This is a genomic window from Micromonospora sp. NPDC048907 (genome assembly GCF_055586885.1).
In genome coordinates, this window is record NZ_JBVJHI010000011.1 from 31,798 (window position 1) to 56,828 (window position 25,031).

General features: G+C 70.6%; 14 protein-coding genes. 11 read left to right on the forward strand and 3 right to left on the reverse strand.

Annotation, left to right across the window (positions count from 1 at the left end; all coding sequences use genetic code 11):
• Positions 1-134: 134 nt before the first annotated feature.
• The 6 genes from ACZ6PY_RS28445 to ACZ6PY_RS28470 all read left to right on the forward strand — a co-directional run bounded on the left by ACZ6PY_RS28445 (position 135) and on the right by ACZ6PY_RS28470 (position 13,088).
• A complete protein-coding gene (locus ACZ6PY_RS28445) occupies positions 135-659 on the forward strand; it encodes a PadR family transcriptional regulator (protein WP_466077684.1) in 525 nt (174 codons plus the stop codon).
• Positions 656-1,327 (forward strand): ABC transporter ATP-binding protein, encoded by a 672-nt coding sequence (locus ACZ6PY_RS28450; RefSeq protein ID WP_357337740.1) that lies wholly within the window; start codon positions 656-658, stop codon positions 1,325-1,327. The genes ACZ6PY_RS28445 and ACZ6PY_RS28450 overlap by 4 nt, the downstream gene beginning before the upstream one ends.
• Positions 1,324-3,576, forward strand: a complete 2,253-nt coding sequence (locus ACZ6PY_RS28455; RefSeq protein ID WP_466077688.1) for an FtsX-like permease family protein — start codon at positions 1,324-1,326, stop codon at positions 3,574-3,576. Before ACZ6PY_RS28450 ends, ACZ6PY_RS28455 begins: the two co-directional genes overlap by 4 nt.
• 171 nt (positions 3,577-3,747) lie before the next feature.
• On the forward strand, positions 3,748-6,642 hold the full coding sequence (locus ACZ6PY_RS28460; protein WP_466077691.1) for an ATP-binding protein: 2,895 nt from the start codon (positions 3,748-3,750) through the stop codon (positions 6,640-6,642).
• 80 nt (positions 6,643-6,722) lie between these two features.
• A complete protein-coding gene (locus tag ACZ6PY_RS28465; protein ID WP_466077694.1) occupies positions 6,723-6,884 on the forward strand; it encodes a hypothetical protein in 162 nt (53 codons plus the stop codon).
• A gap of 15 nt (positions 6,885-6,899) precedes the next feature.
• On the forward strand, positions 6,900-13,088 hold the full coding sequence (locus ACZ6PY_RS28470; protein ID WP_466077697.1) for a S8 family serine peptidase: 6,189 nt from the start codon (positions 6,900-6,902) through the stop codon (positions 13,086-13,088).
• A gap of 67 nt (positions 13,089-13,155) precedes the next feature.
• On the opposite strand, the gene ACZ6PY_RS28475 is transcribed toward ACZ6PY_RS28470, so the two are convergent.
• On the reverse strand, positions 13,156-13,509 hold the full coding sequence (locus ACZ6PY_RS28475; RefSeq protein ID WP_466077700.1) for a nitroreductase/quinone reductase family protein: 354 nt from the start codon (positions 13,507-13,509) through the stop codon (positions 13,156-13,158).
• 163 nt (positions 13,510-13,672) lie between these two features.
• Here ACZ6PY_RS28475 and ACZ6PY_RS28480 point away from each other — a divergent pair, with 163 nt between their 5' ends.
• The 5 genes from ACZ6PY_RS28480 (at position 13,673) to ACZ6PY_RS28500 (ending at position 21,512) form a co-directional block, all read left to right on the forward strand.
• Positions 13,673-14,863 carry an L-histidine N(alpha)-methyltransferase gene (locus ACZ6PY_RS28480; RefSeq protein ID WP_466077702.1) on the forward strand — a complete coding sequence of 397 codons (1,191 nt, stop codon included), beginning with the start codon at positions 13,673-13,675 and terminating at the stop codon, positions 14,861-14,863.
• A gap of 47 nt (positions 14,864-14,910) precedes the next feature.
• Positions 14,911-15,492, forward strand: coding sequence for a hypothetical protein (locus tag ACZ6PY_RS28485; RefSeq protein WP_466077705.1), 582 nt, complete (start codon positions 14,911-14,913; stop codon positions 15,490-15,492).
• A gap of 151 nt (positions 15,493-15,643) precedes the next feature.
• Complete coding sequence (locus ACZ6PY_RS28490; protein WP_466077708.1) at positions 15,644-17,797, forward strand: MMPL family transporter; 2,154 nt, start codon at positions 15,644-15,646, stop codon at positions 17,795-17,797.
• A 108-nt stretch (positions 17,798-17,905) separates the two neighbouring features.
• Positions 17,906-18,802: a hypothetical protein gene (locus tag ACZ6PY_RS28495; protein ID WP_466077711.1), complete on the forward strand. Its 897-nt coding sequence runs from the start codon at positions 17,906-17,908 to the stop codon at positions 18,800-18,802.
• Positions 18,803-19,070: 268 nt separating this feature from the next.
• Positions 19,071-21,512, forward strand: a complete 2,442-nt coding sequence (locus ACZ6PY_RS28500; RefSeq protein WP_466077713.1) for a M14 family zinc carboxypeptidase — start codon at positions 19,071-19,073, stop codon at positions 21,510-21,512.
• A 137-nt stretch (positions 21,513-21,649) separates the two neighbouring features.
• Here ACZ6PY_RS28500 and ACZ6PY_RS28505 read toward each other — a convergent pair whose 3' ends face one another.
• Both ACZ6PY_RS28505 and ACZ6PY_RS28510 read right to left on the reverse strand, forming a co-directional pair.
• Positions 21,650-21,907, reverse strand: a complete 258-nt coding sequence (locus ACZ6PY_RS28505; RefSeq protein WP_466078018.1) for a GIY-YIG nuclease family protein — start codon at positions 21,905-21,907, stop codon at positions 21,650-21,652.
• The gene (locus ACZ6PY_RS28510; RefSeq protein ID WP_466077716.1) at positions 21,907-24,981 is read right to left on the reverse strand and encodes a DEAD/DEAH box helicase; all 3,075 of its coding nucleotides are present in this window, start codon (positions 24,979-24,981) and stop codon (positions 21,907-21,909) included. Before ACZ6PY_RS28510 ends, ACZ6PY_RS28505 begins: the two co-directional genes overlap by 1 nt.
• Positions 24,982-25,031 lie beyond the last annotated feature (50 nt).

Below are 25,031 nucleotides of genomic sequence, written 5' to 3' on the forward strand. Positions count from 1 at the left end.
CGGCGGGATCCGGGCGCCCGGCGGTCACACCGCCGGGCGCTCGGGCGGGCGCGGACCGGCCGCACCGTGCACTTTGAACTCACTGCACGCTGAAGGTATATACGCGAGGTATACACTCGGGGTATGGTGACGCCATGAGCGTTCCCATGACCCTCCTTGGCCTGCTCGAACGGGAGCCCAGCCACGGCTACGACCTCAAGCGCGACTACGACGCCTTCTTCAGCCGGGGCAAGCCGCTGCCGTTCGGGCAGGTCTACGCGACCCTGAGCCGGCTCGCCCGCGACGGCAAGATCGTGATCGGGGAGGTCGAGCCGGGCGTCGGCCCGGAGCGCAAGCGCTACGTCATCACCGAGCGGGGCGCCACCGAGGTCGAGTCGTGGCTGACCGAGCCGGTCCCGGCGGAGCCGAACCTGCAGACGGTCCTGTTCACCAAGGTGGTGCTGGCGCTGATGCTGGGCCGGCCCGCCGAGGAGTACCTCGACCGCCAGCGCGCCGCCCACCTGGGCCGGATGAAGGAACTCACCGACATCAAGCGCTCCGGCTCGCTTGTCGACGCCATGCTCGCCGACCACGGCCTGTTCCACCTCGAAGCCGACCTGCACTGGATCGACACCACGGCCGCCCGGTTGGACGCGCTCGCCAGGGAGGTGCGGGGATGACGGCGGTCGAGGCGCGGGACGTGGTGCTGTCCTTCGGGGAGACTCCGGCGCTGCGCGGCGCGACCGTCGCGGTGGCCCCGGGCGAGATCGTCGCCATCATGGGTCCGAGCGGCTCCGGCAAGTCCACCCTGCTGCACTGCCTGGCCGGGATCCTGGTGCCGGACGCCGGCGAGATCCACTTCGACGGCCGCCGCATCGACACCCTCAACGAGAACCAGCGCAGCGTCCTGCGCCGGGACCGGTTCGGCTTCGTGTTCCAGTCCGGGCAGCTCGTGCCGGAGCTGACCGCCGAGGAGAACGTGGCGCTGCCGCTGCTTCTCAACGGCGTGAAGCGGGCCGCCGCGCTGAAGGAGGCGCGGCCCTGGTTCGAGCGGCTCGACCTGACCGGGCTGGAGCGGCGCCGCTCCGGGGAGCTGTCCGGCGGCCAGGCGCAGCGGGTCGCCCTGGCCCGCGGCCTCGTCGCCCGGCCCGGCGCGCTGTTCGCCGACGAGCCCACCGGCGCCCTCGACTCGCTGACCGGCGAGCAGGTCATGGACCTCCTGGTCTCCTCGGCCCGCGACGAGGGCACCACGGTCGTCCTCGTCACCCACGACGCCCGCGTCGCCGCGTACGCCGACCGGCAGGTCATCGTGCGCGACGGCAAGGTGAACGCGCTGGTGTCGGCATGATCCGGTTCGCCGTGCGGCTGTCCCTGGCCGGCGGGCGGGAGGCCGCCACCCGGCTCGTCGTCATCGCCGCCGCCGTGGCGCTCGGCGTCGGCATGCTCCTCACCACGCTGGCCGGCATGAACGCCGTCGACGCGCAGAACCAGCGGTACGCCTGGCTCAACACCGCCGTCGCCCCGGCCTCCGCCGACCCGTCGGCGGAGCCGATGTGGTGGCTCATCCGGGAGGACTACTTCCACGGCCGGTCCATCGGCCGGGTCGAGGTCGCGGCGACCGGGCCGGACGCCCCCGTCCCGCCGGGCATCCCGAAACTGCCCGGGCCGGGCCAGTTCTACGTCTCGCCCGCCCTCGGCGAGCTGCTGCGCGCCACCCCGGCCGCGGAACTCGGCGACCGCTTCCCCGGCCGGGACGTCGGCACCATCGGCCGGGAGGCGCTGCCCTCGCCGGACTCGCTGCTGATCGTCATCGGCCGCACCCCGGCCGACCTGGAGGCGCTCGGAGCCCGCAAGGTCACCCAGATCATGACCACCTCGCCGGACGGGTGCAGCAGAGGCTGCTACGTCGGCATCAACCACGACGGCATGGCCCTCGTGCTGTCCATCGTGGCCGCCGCGCTGCTCTTCCCGGTGCTCATCTTCATCGGCACCGCGACCCGGCTGGCCGCGGCCCGGCGGGAACAGCGCTTCGCCGCCATGCGGCTGATCGGCGCCACCCCGCGGCAGATCTCCCTCATCTCGGCCGTCGAGTCGACAGTCGCCGCCGTGGCCGGCACCCTCACCGGGTTCGGCCTGTTCCTCGCGGCCCGGCCCGGCGTCGCCGCGATCCCGTTCACCGGCGAGCCGTTCTTCACCAGCGACCTGTCGCTCACCGCCGTCGACGTGCTGGCCGTCGCGCTCGGCATCCCGCTCGGCGCCGTCGTGGCCTCCTGGCTGGCGCTGCGCCGGGTGCAGATCTCCCCGCTGGGCGTCGCGCGCCGGGTCACCCCGAAACCCCCGCGCGCCTGGCGGCTGATCCCGCTGGTCGCCGGGCTCGTCGAGCTGGCGTACTTCGTCGGCCGGCGCCCGCCGACGACCAACGGGCAGCTCACCGCGTACCTGTCGGGGTTCCTGCTGATCCTGGTCGGGCTGGTGCTGGCCGGTCCCTGGCTGACCATGGTCGGCGCGCGGGTGCTGGCCGGGCGGGCGAGCCGGCCGGCGGCGCTCATCGCCGGGCGGCGCCTCGCCGACAACCCCCGGGCCGGCTTCCGGTCGGTCAGCGGGCTGATCGTGGCGCTCTTCGTGACGAGCGTCGCGACCGGCATCATCACCACCTACGTGGCCAACCGCGGCGAGCCGCGCACCGACTCGGTGGCCGCCACGTCCCTGTCCCTGTGGTTCCCACCGGAGGACGGCCCGGCGCCGACCGCGGACCGGATCCCGGCCGGTCTCGGGGCGATCCCCGGGGTGCGCAGCGTGACCCTGGTCCGCGCCAATCCCGTCACCGAGCCCCCGCCCCTGGAGGTGCGCGGGACACCGGCGGATGCCGCCGCCTATCGCTGGTGGTGGCCGGGCGTCATCACCTGCGCCGAGCTGGACCGGCTGGCGGTGTTCGGCACCTGCCCCGCCGGTGCGCGGGTCGCGGCCGTGGCCGACGACCTCATCGGCGAGCGCGCGTGGGATCTGACCAACGACAGCTACGTCTGGGCGGCCGCCGACCTGGACCCGGCGCAGGTCGAGAGGCAACCGATACGGTCGGTGGTCGTCGACACCACCAGCCGGGCCGCGTTCGAGCAGGCCCGGACCCTGCTGATCACCGCGTTCCCGACGATGCGCTTCCCGTCCAGCGTCGCCGAGTGGGAGTCGGACTCCGCACGGCTGATGGTGCAGTTCCAGCAGCTGGCCAACGTGATCACGCTGGCCAGCCTGCCGATCGCGGGCTGCAGCCTGGCGGTGAGCGTGGCCGGCGGGCTGAGCGACCGGAAGCGGCCGTTCAGCATGCTGCGGCTCACCGGGGTGCAGCTGCGCACGCTGCGGCGGGTGGTGGCGCTGGAGACCGTCGTGCCGCTGCTGCTCGTCGCGGCGGTGGCGATGGGGATGGGGTTCCTGGCGGCGCACCTGTTCCTGCGGGCGCAGCTCGGCTACACGCTGCTGGCGCCGGACGGGTCGTTCTACCTGATGGTCGCCGGTGGGCTGGCGGTGTCGCTGGCGATCGTCGCCTCGACGCTGCCGCTGCTGCGCCGGATCACCGGCCCGGAGACCGCGCGGAACGAGTGAGTTCGGTCGGGGAGGGCCGGGCGGGGCAGCCCGGCCCTCCGCGTCGCGCGGTACGTGGCTCGCGCCGCGATGGTACTTGTGCCCGAGCAGCGAGAAGAGAGATCATCACGCATGCTCGACCCCTCGCCCGAGGACGAACCGACCGCACCGACGGTTTCCACGCCGCGTTTCGTGGGTCGTGATCGGGAGCTGACGGCGCTTCGGGGCGCCCTGGCCCGGCCACCGGCGATCGTGCTGGTGGAGGGCGAGGCGGGGATCGGGAAGAGCCGACTGCTGCGGGAGTGGTTGGCCGCGCCGGACCAGCGCACCGCCCTGGTGTCGGTGTGCCCACCGCTCCGCGAGTCGCTGACGTTGGGGCCGATCGTCGACGCGTTCCGCGGGGTCGACCGGCCGGTGTCGCGATTGCCGCTCAGCGAGCTCGCGGGTGCGTTACGGCCCCTGTTTCCGGAATGGTCCTCGGACCTGCCGCCCGCACTGCCGTCCCTGGACGATGCGAAGGCGGCCCGGCATCGCCTGTTCCGCGCCCTGGACGAGCTGCTGCGGGCTCTGCGTGTCGACGTCCTCGTGCTCGAGGACGCTCACTGGGCCGACGAGGTGACCCTGGAGTTCCTGCTGTTCGTCACCTCCCGACAGCAGTCGGACGGGCCGAGCCTGGTGATCTCCTACCGGCCGGAGGAGGTGGACGTCGGGTCGCTGTTGCTGCGGCTGACGTCGCGGTTGCCCGCCGGCGTGACCCAGCTGAGGATCGCCCTGGCACCGATGCGACCCGACGACACGGCAGCGCTGGTGTCCTCGATGCTGGACGGCAACCCCATATCGCAGGAGTTCACCGCGTTCATGCACGAGCGGACCGGTGGCGTTCCGCTGGCGCTGGAGGAGTCGGTTCGCCTCATGTGCGACCGTGCGGACCTCGTCTTCCGCGACGGGCAGTGGGTCCGGCTGAAGCTGCGCGAGCTGCAGGTGCCGCCGACGGTGCGCGACTCCACCCGGGAGCGGGTGGGCCGTCTGTCGCCGACGGCGCAGCAGGTGCTGCGGGCCGCGGCCACGTTGGCGGAACGGTCGTCGCTGGCCACGATCGCGATGACCGCCGGTCTGTCACCAACCGCGTGTCGAGGCGCCGTCGCGGAGGCTGCCGAGGCCGGCGTCCTGGACGGGGACGACCGCGGCCGGTGGCGATTCCGGCACGTGCTGGCCGCCACGGCTGTCTACGAGGCGATCCCGTTGACCGATCGCAGACACTTCCACCTGCTGGCCGGCCGCGCCCTGGAGGACATCCACCCGCCGCCTGTCGCACGCCTCGCCCACCACTTCCGTGAGGCGGGCGAGACGCGGTCCTGGGCGCGATACGCGGAGCAGGGTGCCGAGCTGGCCATGGCCTCGGGTGACCACACCAAAGCAGTCGACCTGCTCGTCGACCTGCTGTCGCGGGCGGTGCTGCCGCCGGCGGACCGGGCACGCGTCGCGCGCATCGCCGGCGTCGCCGCACTGGGCCGTCGGGAACCGGTCGACGAGGTCCACCACCGCGTGATCCGTACCCTGCGCCAGGTCCTGGACACCCCCGGGCTGTCGGCCCGCCAGCAGGCCGAGATCCGCAACCCCCTGGGTCGGCTCCTGATCACCGCGGGTGAGGCGCAGGCCGCACTCGGCGAGCTGGAGCAGGCGGTGGCCAACCTCGACCACGACCCGGTCGAGGCGGCTCGGGCGATGACCTATCTGGGCTGGGCCTATGCGGGACCGTGGCCGGCGTCGACCCACCGGCGTTGGCTGGACCGCGCCGCCGAGCTCGCCGCCGACATCGATTCTCCCGCAGAGCGGCTGAACCTGGCCGGCAATCGGGCCGCGGCGCTGCTCATGCTCGGCGAAGAGGAGGCCTGGGACCTCGTCGCCGACCTGCCCATCGACGGCGCGACCTCGGCGGAGCGTCTCGACGTGGCCCGCATCCACGCGAATGTGGGGACGGGCGCGCTGATCTGGGGCCGGTACGCCGACGCGGACAACCACCTCGCGGTGGCCATGCGCCTTGCCGAGGCCGAGCAGGCATCCCGGTTGCAGCACAACGTCCGACTGGAACAGGCGAACCTGGCGTGGTTCACCGGCCGGTGGGAGGGTCTCGCCGAGCGGAGCGCCGCACTCGCCGATGCCGACCGGGACCGGCCGGCGCACTACCTCGGCAGCATCCGCCTCGCGGCCCGGCTGGCAGCCGCGGCCGGACGGCGGCGCGCCGCGGAGGAGCAGTTCCGGCTCGTCCTCGAGGAGTCCGCCCGCCTCGGCGCGGCGGACGACACGATGGAGGCCGCCGCGGCGCTGGCCAGACTGTGGCTGACGGACGGAAACAGCGCCCGGGCGCTGCAGGTCACGGACGAGCCGATCGAGACGGTCCGGAGAAAGGGCATCTGGGTCTGGGCGACGGACCTCGTTCCCGCCCGGATCGAGGCGCACCTCGCCGCCGGCGACCTGAAGGCCGCGACACGCCTGGGCGACCAGTTCGCCCGAGGACTGCGTGGCCGTACGGCGCCCGCGCCCCGCGCCGCGCTCACCGTGTGCCGCGCCCTGCTGCTCGCCGCGGCCGGAGACCACGCCCGCGCGGCGACGGCCCACGATCGGGCGGCGCGCGCCTGGAGCGCGTTGCCGCGCCCCTACGACGCCATGCTCGCCCGCGAGCGTCAAGCCGAGGCGCTCATCGCGCACGGCCAGATCGAGCCGGGCCGGGAGCTGCTGGCCGCGCAGTACGAGCACCTGTTCCGGCTCGGGGCCCGCGGCGATGCGGACCGTGTCGCACAGCGGCTCCGCGAACACGGCGCCGAGGTTCCGCGACTGTGGCGCGGCGGCCGACGAGGGTACGGCGACCAGCTCTCACCTCGCGAGCTCGATGTGGTCCAACTGGTTGTCGCCGGCAAGACGAACCGGGAGATCAGCCGGATCCTGGCCAAGTCGCCGGCCACGGTGGATCAACAGCTACGTGCGGCGATGCGCAAGTTGAAGGTGACCTCCCGGACCGCGCTCGCGGTCAAGGCAGTGGAGGCCGGAGTGTTCGCCGAAGAGGAAACGCTGGGCGACGCGCCGTGAAAATTGACGTATCCGCTGGATAGCGAGCGGTCGCTCGTCCGCCGAGCATGACTGCATGATCCATAGCCGTAGGCCAATGCATGGCTGAGCTGCCTGTCGCGCGTGACGACTCCGCCAGCGAGCACCAGCCGCCTCTCGAGCTGTCGCGCGAGCCGCGCGCCAGCGCCCGCGACACCTCCGCCGCCCACGACGCCGACGGTGCCGACGACCACGAGAGCCACGACCCCTACCAACCCCTGTAGGCGGAAGGACCCCCCATGAGACTCACAGCCCTCGCGGCTTCGCTGGCCGCAGCGGTCGGCCTGAGCGTCATCCAGCCAATACCGGCGTCCGCCGCTGAGCTTGATCCCGGCGCGGCCGCCGACAAGATCGCGTCGAACCTGAAGGACCGCTTCCGCACGCAGCCGGCTTCCGACTTCTGGATCACGTTCGACACCAGGGCCGATCTCGCCCCCGCCAAGAAGATCGCGGACTGGACCGCCCGCGGCAAGTTCGTCTACGACGCGTTGCAAGCGGCAGCGAAAAGCTCCGCGGCGTCCGTCGCCGCCGAGCTCGACGCCGCGGGCGTGAAATACACGTCCTACCCGCTCGTCAACGCCGTGCTCGTCAAGGGCGGCACGCAGAAGCTCGCGCTCGACGTCGCCTCGGTCGGGCAGGTCGCCGAGATCCACGCGACGCCGCAGGTCGCGCTGGTCGAGCCCGTCGAGGAGAAGATCCCCGCCGACCAGGCTGCCCGCCCCGCCGCCCCGAAGGCCGCCGCCGAGGCAGGCACCACCACGTGGGGTCTGGACGCCATCCACGCCCCCCAGGCATGGGCCATGGGCGCCACCGGCGCGGGCATCACCGTGTCCAACCTCGACTCGGGCATCCAGTTTGACCACCCCGCGCTGACGCACCAGTACCGCGGCACGAAGCCCGACGGCACCGTCGACCACAACTACAACTGGATGGCCACCCGGGGCCCGTGCACGGGCGCGCCGTGCGACGACAACGGACACGGCACCCACACCATGGGCACCATGGTCGGCGCCGACGGCACCGACCACGTCGGCGTCGCCCCGGACGCGCGGTGGATCGCGACGAACGGCTGCTGCGACAGCAGCGGCGTCGAGTCGCTGCTCAGGTCCGGCTGGTGGCTGCTCGCCCCGACCGACCTCAACGGGAACAACCCCGACCCGTCCAAGCGCCCCCACGTCATCAACAACTCGTGGGGTCAGACCCTCGAACACAACTACGACGACTTCTTCCAGGCCATCGACGAGGCCTGGAGCGCCGCGGGCATCTTCAGCGTCTGGTCCTCGGGCAACACCTCGCCGTACGCGGCCTGCGACACCGTCTCCTCGCCCGGCTCCGCCGAGAGCGCCTACTCCGTCGGCGCGTACGACTCGGACGGCACGCTCGCGTCGTTCTCCCGAAAGGGTGAGGGTGAGGGCGGCCGGATCAAGCCCGAGATCTCCGCTCCGGGCGTCGCCGTCCGTTCGTCCTACCCGAACAACAGTTACGTCGAGATGGCCGGTACGTCGATGGCGGCTCCCCACGTCGCCGGCGCCGTCGCCGACCTGTGGAGCTACGACCCGACGCTGATCGGGCAGGTCGAGCAGACCCGCCGCCTGCTCGCCGACTCGGCCGTCGACGTCGACGACACCGAGTGCGGCGGCACCGCCGACGTCAACAACAAGTACGGCGAAGGCCGGCTCGACCTCGTCCGCCTGCTCGAGCTCGCGCCCCGGCAGGGCGGCACCCTCACGGGTGTCGTCACCGCCGACGGCGCCCCGGTCCCCGCCGCCGACGTGACGATCAGCGGACCGTTCAGCCGGTCCGTCGGCACCGACAAGGACGGCCGGTTCACGATCAACCTCCCGGCCGGTGACTACCAGCTCAGCACCAAGGTCTTCGGCTACCTGACCGCGACCGCCACCGTCACGATCTCCCTCGGCCAGGACACCTCCGTCACGCTGCCGCTCACGGCCGCCGCGCGCCACGACATCAGCGGCAGGGTCGTCGACGACAAGAAGCAGCCGGTACCGAACGCCGACGTCTCCGTCAAGGACACGCCGCTGAAGCCGGTACGCACGGACGCCAACGGCGCGTTCACGATCCCCGGTGTGCCGGAGGGCCAGTACGGGCTCGCCGTCACGCCCAACGCCTGCCTCTCGCCGACGTCCCTCCCGCTGACCGTCGGCACCGAGAACACGTCGCTGGAGATCCCGGTCGGGCGCGTCGTCGACAAGGGCGGCTACCGCTGCGCCGTCTCCGAAGGCGAGTACCTGCGCGGCACCGACCCGGTCGCGTTCACCAGCGGCGTGTGGGCGACGGTGAAGGTGCCGTTCCCGGTCGCGCTCTACAACGGCAGCCACGACACCCTCGGCATCAGCCTCCGCGGCGTGATCACCCCGGAGGAGGGCACCGGACCCGGCAGCGGCGGTGCGGGCATCTTCCCGTTCTACGTCCAGACCCCCGTCGAGTTCGCCCCCGGCGGCGGCGTCTTCACGGCGGCCACCAAGGTCGACGGCGAGGACGCGTTCGTCGTCGAGTTCCGCAACGCCAAGATCTGGGCCTATCCGATCCGGTCCGAGTACGCGGAGCCGGTCAACTTCTCGGCGACGCTCACCCGCTCGGGCAAGGTGATCTTCGGGTATGGCGACGGCATCGGCACCGACGATCCGGTGACCGGCGGCGCCAAAACCACCACCGGCATCCAGGGCTGGGCCGGCGTGGACGGCATCCGGTTCTCCGAGAACGTCCCGGTGCTCCACGACGGGATGATCGTCACCTACGACCTTCCGGACTGGGGCTACCTCGACGCCACCGTCGTCGACAAGAACGACGGGCTGCCGGTGTCCGGGGCCAAGGTCTCGTTCACCGACAAGGACGGCCTCGTCGAGAGCGTCACGACCAATGCGACGGGCGTCGTGCACCGGCAGCTGCCGGTCGCCGACTACACGATGACGGTCGAGGCGCCGAACTACGTGACGGGGTCGTACGACTTCACCCTCGACAAGCTCTACGCGAAGGCGACTGTCGACGCGCGCCTCACCACGGGCGTCGCCGGTCTGAAGGCGAGCGGCCTCGACGCCGTGCTGGGCACCGACCAGAACGGCGTGGGCTCGCTGACGCTGACCAACACCGGCTCCGCCCCGCTCACGTACGACCTGGGCGAGGCCGCGCGTCACCCCGAGCTTGACGCCACCGGGGCCACCGCGCGCACCGGGACGGGTGCGGCCAGCACGATCGACCTCACCGCGTGGAAGGCCGGTGCGAGCGGCATGAAGCCGTCGAACGCCGACGGCAAGGCCGCGACGTCCAGCGCCGCGGAAGCACAGGCGGCCGCCAAGGTCGGTACGACCTCCGGCGGCGACGTCATCACCCGCATCGAGATCCCGGGCACCATCGCCGAGAAGGAGCCCTCCGGCATCGGCTACGACGGCGACGTCTGGGTCCACGACTACATGAAGCGGACCAACACCGCCTACACGGTGACCGGTAAGCCGACCGGCAAGGTCTTCGACGCGTCGTGGAACCCCGCGTACCGGGCGTTCGACATGGCGCTCGACACCAGGACCGGTGACATGTGCCAGATGGAGGACAGCCCGGCCAGCTACATCCACTGCTTCGACCGCGAGACCGGCAAGGAGACCCGGCAGATCAAGGGTGACTGGTCCACGCTGCAGCTGACCGGACTCGCCTACAACCCGGCGGAGGACGTGTTCTACGTCGGCGGCCGGGCGAACGGCATGATCGGCACCGTCGCCGGCACGTCACACGACAACGCCGGTGCGCTGCTGTCGTTCTGCGCGCCGCCGCTGCCCGAGGTGATGGGCCTGGCCTACAACCAGGCGTCCGACACCATCTGGTACACCGACCTCACCTTCAACAGGCCCACCCGCCTGCTGCAGGTCGACCCCGACGACTGCTCGCTGGTCAACGCGTGGTGGTTCCCGGGCCAGAAGGCGACGCAGGGCGGTGGCCTCGAGACCGACTCGACCGGCGCGTTGTGGGCGGCCGACCAGGTCGCCGATGACGTCGTGCTGGTCGACGTCGAGGACGACCTGCTCACCGACCTGCCGTGGCTGTCGCTGTCCTCGACCGGCGGCACCCTCGCCCCGGGTCAGTCGACGACCGTCAAGGTCTCGCTCTCCTCGATGGACGCCAAGCCCGGGGTCCTCGGCGCGAACATCGTGGTGCGGTCCGACACCGGACGCCAGTCCAAGACCTACGTCCCGGTGACGCTCACGACCACGAAGTACCAGGTCGGCGTCAACGCCGGCGGCTCGACGTTCACCGACGGCTCCGGCTACACCTGGTCCGGCGACCAGGCCGCCGGCAAGGCGGCGTGGGGCTACGACGGGAAGACGAAGGTCGCCTCCACGCAGTCCGGGATCGAACGTACGACGGACGACGCCCTGTTCCAGTCGCAGCGCACCACGCCCGACAGGCAGTTGTTCTACCGCTTTCCCGACGCGCCCAAGGGCACCTACGCGATCGACCTCGGGTTCGCCGAGATCGAGAAGGCGGCCGAGGGCAAGCGGGTGTTCGACGTCCTCGTGGACGGAACGCTGACCGATTACGCGTACGACGCGGCCGCGACCGTGGGGCCGAACGCCGCCGACTGGCGCACCGCCGTCGTGAAGCACGAGGGTGGCCCGCTGACCGTGGAGCTGCGGGGCTCGAAGGGCCTGAAGGCCCCGAGCATCGCCGCGCTGCGGGTGACGCTCGACCCGCGCGCGGACACGGCGGAGCCGGAGCCCCAGCCCGAGCAGCCGGAGCCGGGTCCCGTGCCGGTGGCCCCCGCCGGTCGCTCGTACTCGATGAAGGTGACCGAGGGGCTCTACCGCCAGGGCGCGGAGGAGTCCGGGTGGCACGGCGATGACGTCTGCGGCGTGCTGTGGTTCGACTCCAGCTTCCTGTTCCCGTTCTACGACACGGCCTGGGACGGCGTGTGCGTGACGACGAACGGCCAGCTGATCTTCGATCAGGCCAGCGCCGTGGGAGGCAACACGGAGCTGCCGTCGCCGTACGCGTTCGACGCGATCTATCCGCTCTGGGACGACCTGGTCGTGGACGACGAGGCGGGCATCTACTTCGGCAGGACCGAGGTGGACGGCCTGGCCGCCGAGGTCATCGAGTGGCGCAACGCCACCTTCTACAGCGACCAGACGGCTCGGGTGAGCTTCTCGGTCACGTTGATCGCGGACGGCCGCATCCAGATCGGGTACGGCGACGGTGTCGGCGGCGACAACCCTCTCACCCGGGGGTCGTCGGCGACGGTCGGTGTGGAGAGCCTGACGCGCAACCCCGCGGGCCAGTACTCCTTCGACCAGCCCGTCCTGAAGGCCGGCCTGGGGCTGGAGTACACCCTCCCGGCCGCGGGCACGATCGAGGGCACGGTCACCGACAAGAACGACGGCAAGCCGATCGAGGGCGCGATCGTCATGCTCAAGGGGCCGAACGGTGAGCGGGTCATCACGGCCGACGCGAAGGGCCGGTGGAAGGCTCAGGCGCTGGTCGGCGAGAACACCGTGGAGGTGTCGGCGCCGAACTACGTCACCGCCAGCCACCCGGTGACCATCGCCAGGAAGGATCAGGCCGAGGTGGTCGACACGGCGTTGACCACGGGCATCGCCACCGTCACCGGGGCTGACCTCGACTGGCTCCTGGACAAGGGCCAGAAGGCGACGGCCGACGTGACAGTGGCCAACACCGGCTCCGCCCCGCTCGAGGTGCGGCTCAGCGAGCAGAAGCGCACCGGCGACGGCGGGCACGAGGCCGCCGACCTTCCGTGGCTGACCCTCACGGGCGCGGCCGCAACGGGCACGGTCACGCTGGCGGCCGGGGAGTCCACCACGGTCACGGCGACGGCCGACAACGCCGGCGTCGAGCCCGGCGTGCTCGTCGGGGACGTGCTCGTGTCGTCGAACGCCGGCAAGGGCGAGGCCCAGCTCAAGCCGGTCCGCCTGGCGACCTCGGCCTACTGGCGGGGCGTCGACGTGGGCGGATCCGGGTACGCCGGTGCCGACGGCTTCGTCTGGTCGCCGGACCAGGAGCTCGGCTCGCGGTCGTGGGGCTACGTCGGCGGCAAGGCCCGTACCACCAGGGCCGACATCGCCGGCACCGAGGACGACGCGCTGTTCCGCACCCAGCGGACCGGCGAGACGTTCAGCTACGTGTTCAAGAACGCCCCCGCCGGGACGTACCGGATCGGCCTCGACTTCGCGGAGATCGAGAAGGTCAAGGCCGGCAAGCGTGCCTTCGATGTTCTCGCCGACGGCAAGGTCGTGCTCTACGACCACGACGTGCAGGCGAAGGTGGGTGCGCTGACCGCGGACGTGAACACGGTCACCGTCGAGCACGCCGGTGGCGATCTGACGATCGAGCTTCGCCGCGAGAAGGGCGAGAGCGACCCGATCCTCAACGCCCTGAAGGTCCAGGAGGACCCGCGCCGGTGAACTAGCCGAACCGGTCCGCCGGCAGTGGTCAGAGCCTCCTCGGGAAGGATCGCCGGGGAGGCTCTGGCTACCCGAGCGGGACCTGGACCGCCACGTCGTGCTTCGGGTAGGAGCGCTCCACCGTGTCGGCGCCGTACTTGGCTTTGAACAGCTCCACCACGTGGTTCACCCGGTCGGCCTCGGTGATCGGGGTGGCACTCGAACTCAGTGCCGTCCCGTTCGCGGACACCTCGATCATCGGGGTCTGCCGGACGTTCTTGTACCACTGGCTGTCCGAGCCGGTCACCGGGACGAGGTACACGCTGTCCTCGTCGAGCACGAACCACACCGGGTGGGTGATCTGCCGGCCGGTCCGCCGGCCGGTCACGGTGATCTCGACCTCGCGGACCCCGTCGAGGGCGTCCCAGACCGCGTTCGCCACGATTTCTCCCTTGTGCCTCTCCGGCCAGGCTAGGCGCTTCCGACCCCGGCCGTGGTGGATTCGGCGACCCGTCACCGCCCGGTTCGCGGTCCACTGAGGAGACATTGTCGCTGTTAAGGTTGTCGGGCGGAGCATGGGGGACCGGTCCGACCTCGCTCGGGGGATGGCACAGATGGATCAGCAGGCCAGGGAACAGTTGAAGCTTCTGCGCAGGCTAGAAAAAGTCATCTCGGAAACCGAGTTCTCGTGGTCGCTGTGCCTGGTCGGTGAGGACCAGTCCCGGAAGCTCAACGAACTGGCCGCCGAGTTGCAGCGTCCGTTCTCCGCCACCGGTGACGAGAAGCGGATCGTGTCCGGCTATTCCTATTGGGGAATCGAGCCGGCGGTCAACTGGCAGCGGGCCTGCACCGATCCCAATTATCCGGTCATGCGGGACGGAATCGAGACGTTCAGCCGGCGCTGGCGGAACCTGCACTCCCGGCACAACGACCGGCCCTACCACTACGTCAGCCTTGGCCCCGGCACGGGAGAGAAGGACGCCGTGGTGCTGGCCGACCTCCAGCGGGCGAACCCGGAAATGTACTACGTGCCCGTCGACATGAGCGCGGAAATGCTGCGCCTGGGTCTGAAGCCGATACAGTCCCTGCCCTTCTTCCGGCAGTTCCGCAACCAATTGCTGCCGGTGCAACTCGACTTCTCGGTCGAGGAGAACGTGACCGAGCTGAACGAGCTGCGGGACCGGCTCATTGGGGACGAGCCGGTGCTGTTCTCCCTGCTCGGCAACACGATGGCCAATTTCGACGAGGACGTCGACCTGGTCGAGCGGCTGAGCAGGCAACTGCTCCGCCCGCAGGACCGGCTGCTTGTGGAGGTCGCCACCGCGTCCCACCTCGACGACCGCATGGCGCAGCAGGCCGCCCGCGAGTACGAGACCAGCTGGGTGTTCCGCGAGTTCGTCATCAGCGCTCTGCGCCAGAACACCGACCTCTCGGTGAACATGAACCACGTCCGCTTCGAGGGGGTGGTCGAGGAGGGGCGCTCGCTGGTGATCAAGGTGATCTACTGCAACCAGTCCGCCGACGACCTGAAGATCGTGCTCCCGAACCGCAGCGAGGTCCACTTCCCGAGCGGCGACACCATCCGCCTCCTGATCACCCGGAAATACCAGCTCAAGGCCCTGGCGGCCGCGCTGGCCAAGGCCGGCCTCTTCGTGGAGAGCGAGGCGTTCACCCAGTTCCAGGCGTACGAGAGGGCTCGCCGGTTCGGCATGGACCTCATGCTCCTGTCGAGCACCGACGCCGGCAACGGCCACGACACGGCCGCCCGGGACGTCTTCCGCCGCCCCGGCACATGACGAGCGCACCGGGGCGGCGGCCGCGCCCGGCGCGCCTGCCGTCGTGGGTGACCGCGCCCCGCACCTGGATCATGCTGGTCACCGCCGGCAGCCTGGCGGTGGCCTTCGTCGTCAGCGCCGTCTGGTGGAGCCGCTCCTCCGGCACGTCGAGCTTCGAGCCGACGGTGCAGGTCCTGGGCCTGCTCGGCGGCATCACCGGCATCGTCGCCGAGCGCTGGGCGGCCGGCCGGGAGCGGCGCGCGGAGGCCCTCCAGGCCATCGCGGACGAGCTGCGGGACAACCGGAAGATCCTGGCTTCCCCGCCCTTCGCGGTTGGCGCTGCGCAGCCGGTGCGCCGGCAGGTCTACCCGCGGATGAGCCTGTCGGCGGTGAACGCGGCGCTGTCGTCGGCCGTGCTGTCGCCCCGGCGCGACGAAGGGTTGTCCAGCATGCTCCACGACTGGCGGAACGAGGCGGAGATCTTCAACCACCAGCTCTCCCTCGCCGAGATCCTGGCCTTCACGAACGGTTCCGACGAGGTGCTCCGCGACCTTCACCAGGGACTGCACAGTGCCGACGGGCCGCTGGAACGCATGCAGGACCATCTCGCCGGCCTGCTGGCCACGCTGCCCCTGACGCAAGCCCGTTAGGGGCCCGCTGCGGCGGAGCGGCGTCCGAAAAGGATTGCACCCCGACGGTACGATCCACGGCGGGTAGCGAAGGCTGCCGTCACGGTGACGGGCGGGCCCACGGACGCTCTGGGCTCCCGACAACAGGTGAGCCGAACGATCCGGGGGAAGCATGTTCGAGCGGCTGGGCAGATTCGTCGTCGGCAAGGCGTGGTGGGTCATCGCCGGCTGGGTGGTGGCGGCCGCCGCCATCATCCTCACCACGCCGTCGCTGAGCGACATCACCTCCGCCGACCAGGAGAGCTTCCTGCCCCGCTCATACGAGTCCGTGCAGGCCACGGAACTCGGGCAGAAGGCGTTCCCGCAGCAGGCCACCGCCACGGCGACCATCGTGGTCAAGCGCGCCGACGGGCAGAAACTCACAGCCGCCGACGAGGCGAAGGTGGGTCAGCTCGCCCAGTCGCTCAAGGCCAGGAACATCCCGCGGACGTCCGGCTACCTGACCGGCCCGCCGGCGGTGGCGCCGGACCGGTCGGTGCAGGTGATCAACGTCGGGCTCGACGCCACCACCCCCGACGACCCGGCGCTGCTCGACGCCGTACGCGACCTGCGGGCCGACCTCGGCCCCGAGCTGGCCGGCAGCGGGCTGACCGCGGGCGTGGCCGGCGACGTGGCCAGCTTCGTCGACAACGAGGACACCTTCAACAGCGCCTTCGCCGTGGTCGGCGTCGCGACGATCATCCTGATCATCGGACTGATCTTGATCATCTTCCGCAGCCCGATCGCCGCACTGCTGCCCGTCGTGGTCGTCAGCGCCGTCCTGACCATCACGACCGGGCTCGTCGCCGCCGCGGGCAAGGCGTTCGATCTGAACGTCAGCCAGGACCTGCAGACGATCCTGCTCATCGTGCTGTTCGGCATCGGCACCGACTACATCCTGTTCCTGCTCTTCCGCTACCGCGAGCGGCTGCGCGCCGGCGACGACAAGCGCACCGCGATGATCGTTTCCGTCCAGCGGGTCGGCGAGGTCATCACCTCGGCCGCGGGAGCCGTCATCGTCGCGTTCCTCGTGCTGCTGCTGGCCTCGCTGGGCTTCTTCGGCTCGCTCGGGCCGGCGCTCGCCATCGCCGTCGCCGTCATGCTGATCACCTCGCTCACCCTCATCCCGGCGGTCGTCTCGCTGCTCGGCCGGTACGTCTTCTGGCCGTCCAAGGCCTGGCAGCGCGCCCCGAAGGCCACCCTGTCGCGTCGCCTCGGCACCACCGTCGGCCGCCGCCCCGCGCTCGTCGCGGTGGCCTCGGGCATCGTGCTGGTGGCGCTCGCCGCGGGCGTGCTCAGCTACAAGGCCGACTACGACTTCAGTGCCGGCTTCCCGCAGGACACGGAGTCGGCCAAGGCCGCCAAGGACCTGCAGCGCGGGTTCGCGGCGGGCGCCCTCGCCCCCACCGAGGTCTACCTGACCACGGGTAACGGGACGCCGCTGAGCGAGCAGCAGGTCACCGACTTCGCGGCGGCCGTGGCGAAGGCGCCCGGCGTGGGCCAGGCGCAGCCGCCGGAGCGCAGCACCGATCCGAGCGTGGCCCGGGTCAACCTGCTGCTGAGCGAGAATCCGGTGTCCAACGAGGCGATCACGCTCGTCCGGGAGGATCTGCGGGACGCCGTGCACGCGGCGGCGCCGCCGGGCACCAAGGCGCTGGTCGGCGGGACCACGGCGATCTTCGCGGACATCAACTCGGCGAACAACCGCGACCTGTCGGTGATCCTGCCGGTGGCGGCGGGGCTGATCGCGCTGATCCTCGCGCTGCTGCTGCGCAGCCTGGTCGCGCCGATCTACCTGGTGATCGCGGTGCTGCTCAACTTCGCGGCGACGCTGGGCGCGACGGTCTACGTCTTCCAGGGGTTGCAGGACAACCCGGGCGTGACCTTCCAGCTGCCGATCATCCTGTACCTGTTCGTGGTGGCGATCGGGACGGACTACAACATCCTGATGATCGCGCGGCTGCGGGAGGAGGCGCGGGAAGGGAACGAGCCGCATGAGGCGGCGGCCATCGGGGTGGAGCACGCCGGGCCGACCGTGGCCGCGGCCGGCCTGATCCTGGCCGGGACCTTCGGGGTGCTGATGCTCGCGCCGATCTCGTTCCTGCAGCAGATGGGGTTCGCGGTGGCGATCGGGATCGTGCTGTCGGCGTTCGTCATGTCGATGTTTTTCGTGCCGGCGTTGACGGCGCTGATCGGGCACAAGGCGTGGTGGCCGGGCCACGGTGACGAGCGGCCCGCCAGGGGGCGGCACGCCGCGCCGGAGCCGGCCGGAACCGGGGAGGCGTAGCGGTCGGCTCGGGCGGCGCGGGACCGGCCGTACGGGTTTCCCCATCGGGTCGACGCCGGTGAGGCGCAACCCGGACCGGCGTGCGGGCGTCTCAAGGAGGTGGAGGCAGTGAGCATGCATCGGTACCGGGCGCTGCCGTGGATCACCGTCGCGGCCCTGCTCGTCAGTTGTGGCTCCGCCGGGAACAGCCCCGCCGTCGATCCGCTCGACGGGCTGCGCCAGCAGGCAGGCGACGCCCTGACCCGGTACGACCAGGCGTTTCGCGCCGCCGGAGGCGCCCCCTTCGTTCCGGTGGGGGAGCTGACCGGCCAACTCGGCGACTGGGAGCCGGCGAACGGGTCCGGCAAGGAGGCCCTGTCGGCCGGCCGCGTCGAGGCCGCCACGACGCTGCCCGAGGCCCCGGAGCGGGCCGGCGCCATCGTCTGGGCCGACGGCACCCGTCACGACGTGCCATTGATCTCCGCGGACGGGGCGCTGGCGCAGCTGCGCGCCGCGGGGACGGGCGACTGTTCCGGCTGCGCGCCGCTCACGCTCACCGGGGCCCGCCTGACCACGATGACGGTCCCGACCACCCGCGGCCTCGCGACCGCCCCGGCGTGGGAGTACACCCTCGCCGGAACGGCCGTGCGGCTGGTGCGGGTGGCGGTGGATCCCTCGGCCATCGTCCGGGTGACCCCACCGCCCTGGGACGCCGACCACCCACACGAGGGGCTGGCGATCGCGTCAGCGACCACCACGACCGCAAGCAGCGAACTGACCGTCTCCTTCACCGGCGCGCCCGGTCCGTACAGCAAGCCGTGCGGGGCCGACTACAGCGCCGAAGCGGCCGAGTCGGAGCTGGCGGTCGTCGTGATCGTCATCGAGTACCGGCACGCCAAGGGCGAGGCATGCCCGGACATCGGAGCACCGCGCAGCACCACCGTCGAGCTGTCGCGACCACTGGGGGAGCGGGCCGTCCTGGAGGTGACGCAGGGCCTGCCGGTGGCGTTGACCCTCACTGGCTGATACCCGAGCTGTCCCAGCGTCGGCGCTGGACGCCCCTGCCCAGCGGAGACCTCGTGACGTGTTGACCGCCGGCGTGTGCGGACGTGATGGCCGCCGGCGTGTGCGGCTAAGGCTCCCCGGTGACGAAACCCGGGTGCGTACCGGCCACATAGATCTTGACTGATGGTGAGACGGCGACGACGCTGTGTGTAGCTGCGGCAGCCGGGGGTGACCTACCCCGACGCCTCGACTGCGCGGCCTTCTGGATCGCCTCGCCGGAAGGACTCTCATGAGGAGTACAGGAAGATCCAACCGCCCGCGCCGATTCCTGGCCCTGATCGCCCTACCGCTGGCGCTCGCCGTCAGCACCCCCGGCCTCGCCAGTACAAGCACGGACAGTGCCGTGGCCCCCGACCGGTCGTCGACCGGCGGACAGAACGGCGTCGGCCTGATGCGCATCGTCGTCGCCGACAAGTCGGGCATCGACCGCCTCCAGCAACTCGGCGTCGACCTCGCCGAGTACGTCAAGCCCGTCGACAACGGCATCGAGGTACACGCGATCCTCAGCCCGCAGGAGAGCCAGGAGCTGCGGGACAAGGGCTTCGACGTGCAGGACGCCATCTCCGACCAGAGCGACTACGCGCAGAACATGGCCGACCGGTCCGCCGCCATCCGGGCCGCGACGGCGGCGACCGCCGCCACCGACACCCTGACCGTGCTGCGGGCCGAATGGTTCACCAGCCTCGACAACCAGCTCTTCCTCAACGTCGAGGTGAAGTCGAGTGCCGGCACCGACTCGACGACCGTGCTGACGGCCAGCTGGGACAGCGGACCCGGCACCGAGATCGGCTCCGGCGGCACCGCCACGATGTCCCGGTTCACCGACGCCGGCCAGTACATGTACCACCGGTTCAGCAACCCGGTCCCCATCACCGCGAAGCCGACCCGGGCCACCATCACCAGCAGCAAGGGCGGCTCGGCGACGGTCGACGTCACCAAGTGGCTGGGCAGCCCGCGCAAGAACCCCGGCAAGCATCCGTACGTGTCCGACTTCGTCGACCACTACATGGACCCGACCGAGGTCACCGCACGGTTCACCGGCCTGGCCGCCGAGTTCCCGACGCTGACCGAGCTGATCGACCTGCCGTACAAGACGAACGGCTACCGGCGCAAGGCGCAGGCCCAGTTCGGCACCGCCGCGGCCAGCACCCTCTACGTCACCTCGACGGCGTACGGCTCCGAGGGCGGCAACGGCATCACCGTGTCGCTTGTCGACCCGGCCACGGCGAACGCGCCCCTGAGCGTGAGCGTGTCCGGCAGGGCCGTCACGGTCCGCCTTGCTACCGACGGCTCCGGCGCGACCACCAGCACGGCGGCGCAGGTCGTCGCCGCGATCAACGGCAACACCGACGCGGCCAGACTGCTCACCGCCAGCACGTACCGGGGCAACGCCGGCACGGGCGTGGTGGCCGTCGCCCCGGCGACCACGCTGACCGACAACCTGAAGGCGCCGGCGAGCGTGTCCCGCGAACCCTTCCAGATGAAGGTGCTGCGCATCGGCAAGCACCGCGACGGCTCGAAGGTCGGCGTCTTCCTCTACTGCCAGGAGCACGCCCGGGAGTGGGTGACCCCGCTGGTCTGCGTGGAGTCGGCCGAACGGCTGCTGCGCAACTACGCCAAGGACCCGAACACCCGCAAGATCGTCGACGGCCTGGACATCTTCATCCTGCCGGTCGTCAACCCCGACGGCGCGCACTACAGCATGTACGACTACAACATGCAGCGGCGGAACATGACCAACTACTGCCCGGCGGCCAACGCCGACCCGGGCCGCCGCAACGCCTGGGGCGTCGACGTCAACCGGAACTTCTCGGTCGGCTCCGTCTTCGACGGCTACGTCGGTGCCTCCGCCACCAACTGCGCCAGCGACACGTTCGCCGGGCCGAACGAGCTCTCCGAGCCGGAGGCACGCAACGAGGTCTGGCTGGTCGACACCTTCCCCAACATCAAGCTCTCGATGAACACCCACTCCTACGGCGGGTACTTCATGTGGCCGCCGGGGGCGTACAAAGCCGAGGGACGCGAGGTGCTGCCCCGGGTGGACCAGGGCACCGAGGCGTACTTCTGGACCTCCTCGGATTACATCCTCTCCCGCGTGCAGGAATACCGGGGCACCGCCATCTGGCCGGGCCGCACCGGACCGGTGACCGACGTGCTGTACTCGGCGGCCGGCAACAGCGCCGACGAGCACTGGTACAACCGGGGCATCATCGGCTGGGACTTCGAGGTCGGCGCGGACATCTACGACCCGGCGACCGGGCGGTTCACCGCGGTCGGGTTCCAGCCGCCGTTCGCCGAGGGGCACGAGGAGGCGATGGAGTTCGCCAACGGCAACGTTGGCATCCTCGAAGTGGCCCGGGCGTACGCGACCGACAAGAGCCAGCCTCGGTCGTCGCTCGAGGTCGTCAAGCGGGAGCCGGGGGCTACGGCCTTTACCTTCAGCACGAGTGAGCCGGCGAACGTGTATTACACGCTTGATGGGAGCCGGCCGACGTACAGCTCGCCGAAGCTGGCCCTCGCTGGGATGCGTGAGGGGATTCAGAGCATCACGGTGAACAGCGACACGTTCGTGAACTGGTTCTCGATCGACATCGCCGGCAACGTCGAAGGCAACTACAAGCCGGAAGGTCATGGCAAGAACTACAACAAGCAGCGGGTGGCCGTTCAGTAGCTAATCGCCGCTTGAACACTGGTGGCCGCCGACCACGTGTCGGCGGCCACCAGCCTGTGGAATGCCGGGTCCGTTCTAAGCGGCTGACGTCGTGCCTACCGGAGTTTGGCGCAGGTCGCTGCGGTACGGCCGCGCGGTCAACGCTCCACTGGTAGCAACCGAGCGTGTGCCCGTTGAGTGGCGCGGAGCCCGGAGAGCTGGCTGTGGAACGTGCCATGACGGTTCTGGTCGAGGTTGAGCGGCAACACGCACGACCGGATCAACTCCTCCTCAAGCTTCCATGGCTGGTCCGTCACGGTCCATACAACCCGGGCGTGCTCGGCCATCCAGGCAGTGAGGCGCTTCTCGCCCTCTCGGCCGAATGTCATCCGGTTGCCGCGCCCCCTCGTCGGCATCACGCGGCGATCGCCCGCGCGGCGGCATACATGTCGGCGGGAAGCGCATGCTGCAGCCGCCAGAGGATCCGCATCGGGCGGTCGCCGCTGTGTTCCTGGTACGTCATCGGCCCGGCGTACAGATACGGCGGCGCGCCCAGGTCACGGTCGGCGACCTTGGACTCCCGCACGAACAGGTGAACTGTCGATCCGCCCTTGACGTGGTTGATGTAGCGCTGCCCGGTCGCCGACGCCGACGACGTGGTGCTCTGCGACTCCCACTGGAACAGGCTGTCGGTGATGGCCCGGTCGGCGTACATCGTCGTGGGGGAGTAATGCTCCTCAGACTTGACCAAGGTGACGAAGAAGAGGTCGGCCTGCTCATCGGGCAGCCACTTCACCCCCTCGCGAAGCGATCCCGGGTTCGCCATCCCGAACGCCGCGCAGGCCTCGTTGCGGCTGTAGCGTGCGTGCACCCGCAGCGGCACCCGCTCGGAAGACGGATCCACCGTCACCCGATGGATGCGTTCCCGCAGCACCTCGACGACCTGGCGCAGCTCCGCGCAGCGCGCCGGCTCCGCCCAGAGCCGCTTCAGCCGCGCGTCGCGCTCGGTGAGCGGCACCGACGGCCCCCACAGGCTGAAATGCAGCATGTCGAGTAGCCGCCCACCGCCGGACCGCTCGCCGCTCACGACCCGAGCGAGGAGGCTGAGCCGGTCGGCGTCGTCGATGTGCAGCATCCGCCCGATGGCGCGGCCGAGCTCGCGGTCGTCCTGCCCCCCGGTCGAGCTATCGATCCCCGCAAGGCGCCGTAGCCCCGCCCACCCGCCGACACTTGCCGACCGGTAGACGTCTTCGATGTCCAGGCCGGTCTCGTGCAGGAACTCGGCCAGGCTCACATCACCGAGCTGCCGCAGCTCTGCCACCAGGCCGTTCTTCGAGGTCGGCAGCGCCGACTTCAGGTTGGCGAGCACGACCTCCTTCGCCACCCGGTCCAGCTCAACGTGGCAGCCACTCGGCAGCGACGGGAAGTCATCACGGACGGCGGCCTCGACGGCCCGCCGGCTGACCCCGGTCAGCGCCCGCCAGCGCAGGTCGAACCGGAAGTTGGCGTTCTGTCCGCCGATGAAGTCGAGGACGGTCAGGCAGGGCTTGTCGTCGTCGAGGCGCAGGCCGCGGCCGAGCTGCTGCAGGAAGATCGTGGCGCTCTCGGTGGGTCGCAGCATGAGGATCGTGTCGACCATCGGCAGGTCGACGCCCTCGTTGAACAGGTCGACGGTGAACAGGACCCGCAGCTCACGGTTGCGGAACGCGGTCAGCAGCGCTTGCCGCCCGGCGGGGTCGATTCGCGAGGTTACCGCCGCCGACGGTATGCCGTGCTCGGTGAACCAGTTGGCCATGAATTCGGCGTGCCCGATGCTCACGCAAAACCCAAGCGCCCGCATCCGGGGGACGTCGGCGGTGTCCCGAACTGCCCGCAGGATCATCCGCGCTCGGGCGTGGTTGCCGGTGTAGACGCCGTCGAGCTCGGCCGGGTCGTACCCCTGCCCGCGCTTCCAGCGCAGCTGCGACAGATCGACGTCGTCGTGCAGCCCGAAATACTGGAACGGCGCCAGCAGTTGCCGCTCCAACGCCTCCCACAGGTGCAGCTCCACCGAGGCGCGGCCGTCGAACCACCGGCGCACATCGCCGCCGTCGCTGCGATCGGGGGTTGCGGTCAGCCCCAGCAGTACGCGGGGTCGCAGCCGTTCCAGCAGCCGGGCGTACGTGGGCGCCTCGGCGTGGTGGAACTCGTCGACGATCACCATGTCGTACGCCTCGGGGTCGATCTCTTGCCGGTGTAGTGACTGGATCGAGGCGAATACGTACTTCCAGTCCTTGGGTCGATCGCCACCGACGAGAGATTCGCCGAAGCTGCCGTCCCCCATGACCTGCCGGAATACCGAGCGGCTCTGCCGCAGGATCTGCTCCTGATGGGCTACGAACAGCAGCGAGTCGACGTGGCCGGCCTTGCGGAGCCGCCGGTAGTCCAACGCGGCTACCACGGTCTTGCCGGTGCCGGTCGCCATTACCACCAGGTTCCGCCAGCGGCCGTGTATCAGCCGCTCGGCGTCGAGGTCGTCGAGGATCTCCTGCTGGTACGGGAACGGCCGGACGTCCAGGTTTGCGAATTCGGACGGTGCCTCGTCGAGGCGCTCGCCGCGCAGCGCGACACGCAGCCGGTCGGCGTCGTTCGCCGGGTCGTACGCCTCGAAGGTCGAGTCGTTCCAGTAGTCGGTAAACGTCGCCTCGAAGGTGTCGATCACGTGCGGCTGCTCAAGGTTGGAGATGCGGACGTTCCACTCCACGCCATCGACCAGTGCTGACTTCGAGAGGTTCGACGAGCCGACGTATGCAGTGGTGGTGCCGTTGTTGCGGCGGAACAGCCACGCCTTGGCGTGCAGGCGGGTGGTCCTGGTCTCGTAGGAGACCTTGATGTTGGCGCCGAGCTCGGCGAGCCGGTCGAGGGCCCGCTGGTCTGTCGCGCCCATGTAGGTCGTGGTGATGACCCGCAGCCGACCGCCGCGCGCGATCAGCTCGCGGATGGCGGGCTCGATGATGCGCAGGCCCTGCCACTTAATGAACGCACAAAGGAGGTCGACCTGCTCGGCGGAGGCCATTTCGTGGGTGACCTCGTGGCCGATGCGCGGCTGGTGGCGGCCGTTGACCAGCAGCGCGCCGGTGGAAAGCGGGGTGGTGGGGCGTAAAGGAAAGGTCGGCGCGGCGGGCGGAGTCGGTGGGGCAGCGATGGCGTGCAGCAGGCGCTGCGCGTCGGCGACCTGGTCGTCGACGCCAACGGCGCGAGGCTCGACCTGGGCGATCCCATCGGCGATGCGATTCGTCAGCTCGATCTGGCGGGCAAGCTTGTCGTCGCCGCCACCGACGGCGAGCAGCGCTCGGCGCGCGAGGGCCGCGATGTGCCGGGCGAGTACGTCGTGAGCGTCGGCTGGATCGAGCTTTGCGTGCTGGACCAGGGAGGGGTCGACGTTCTGGAGCCGGTTGGTTAGCTGCTGGGTGATGAGGTGCTCGTAGACTCCCCACGCAAGATCAGTCACGCCGTGAACCTAACCGGCTCGCGCTGTAGCACGCTTCCCCTGGCCTGTGG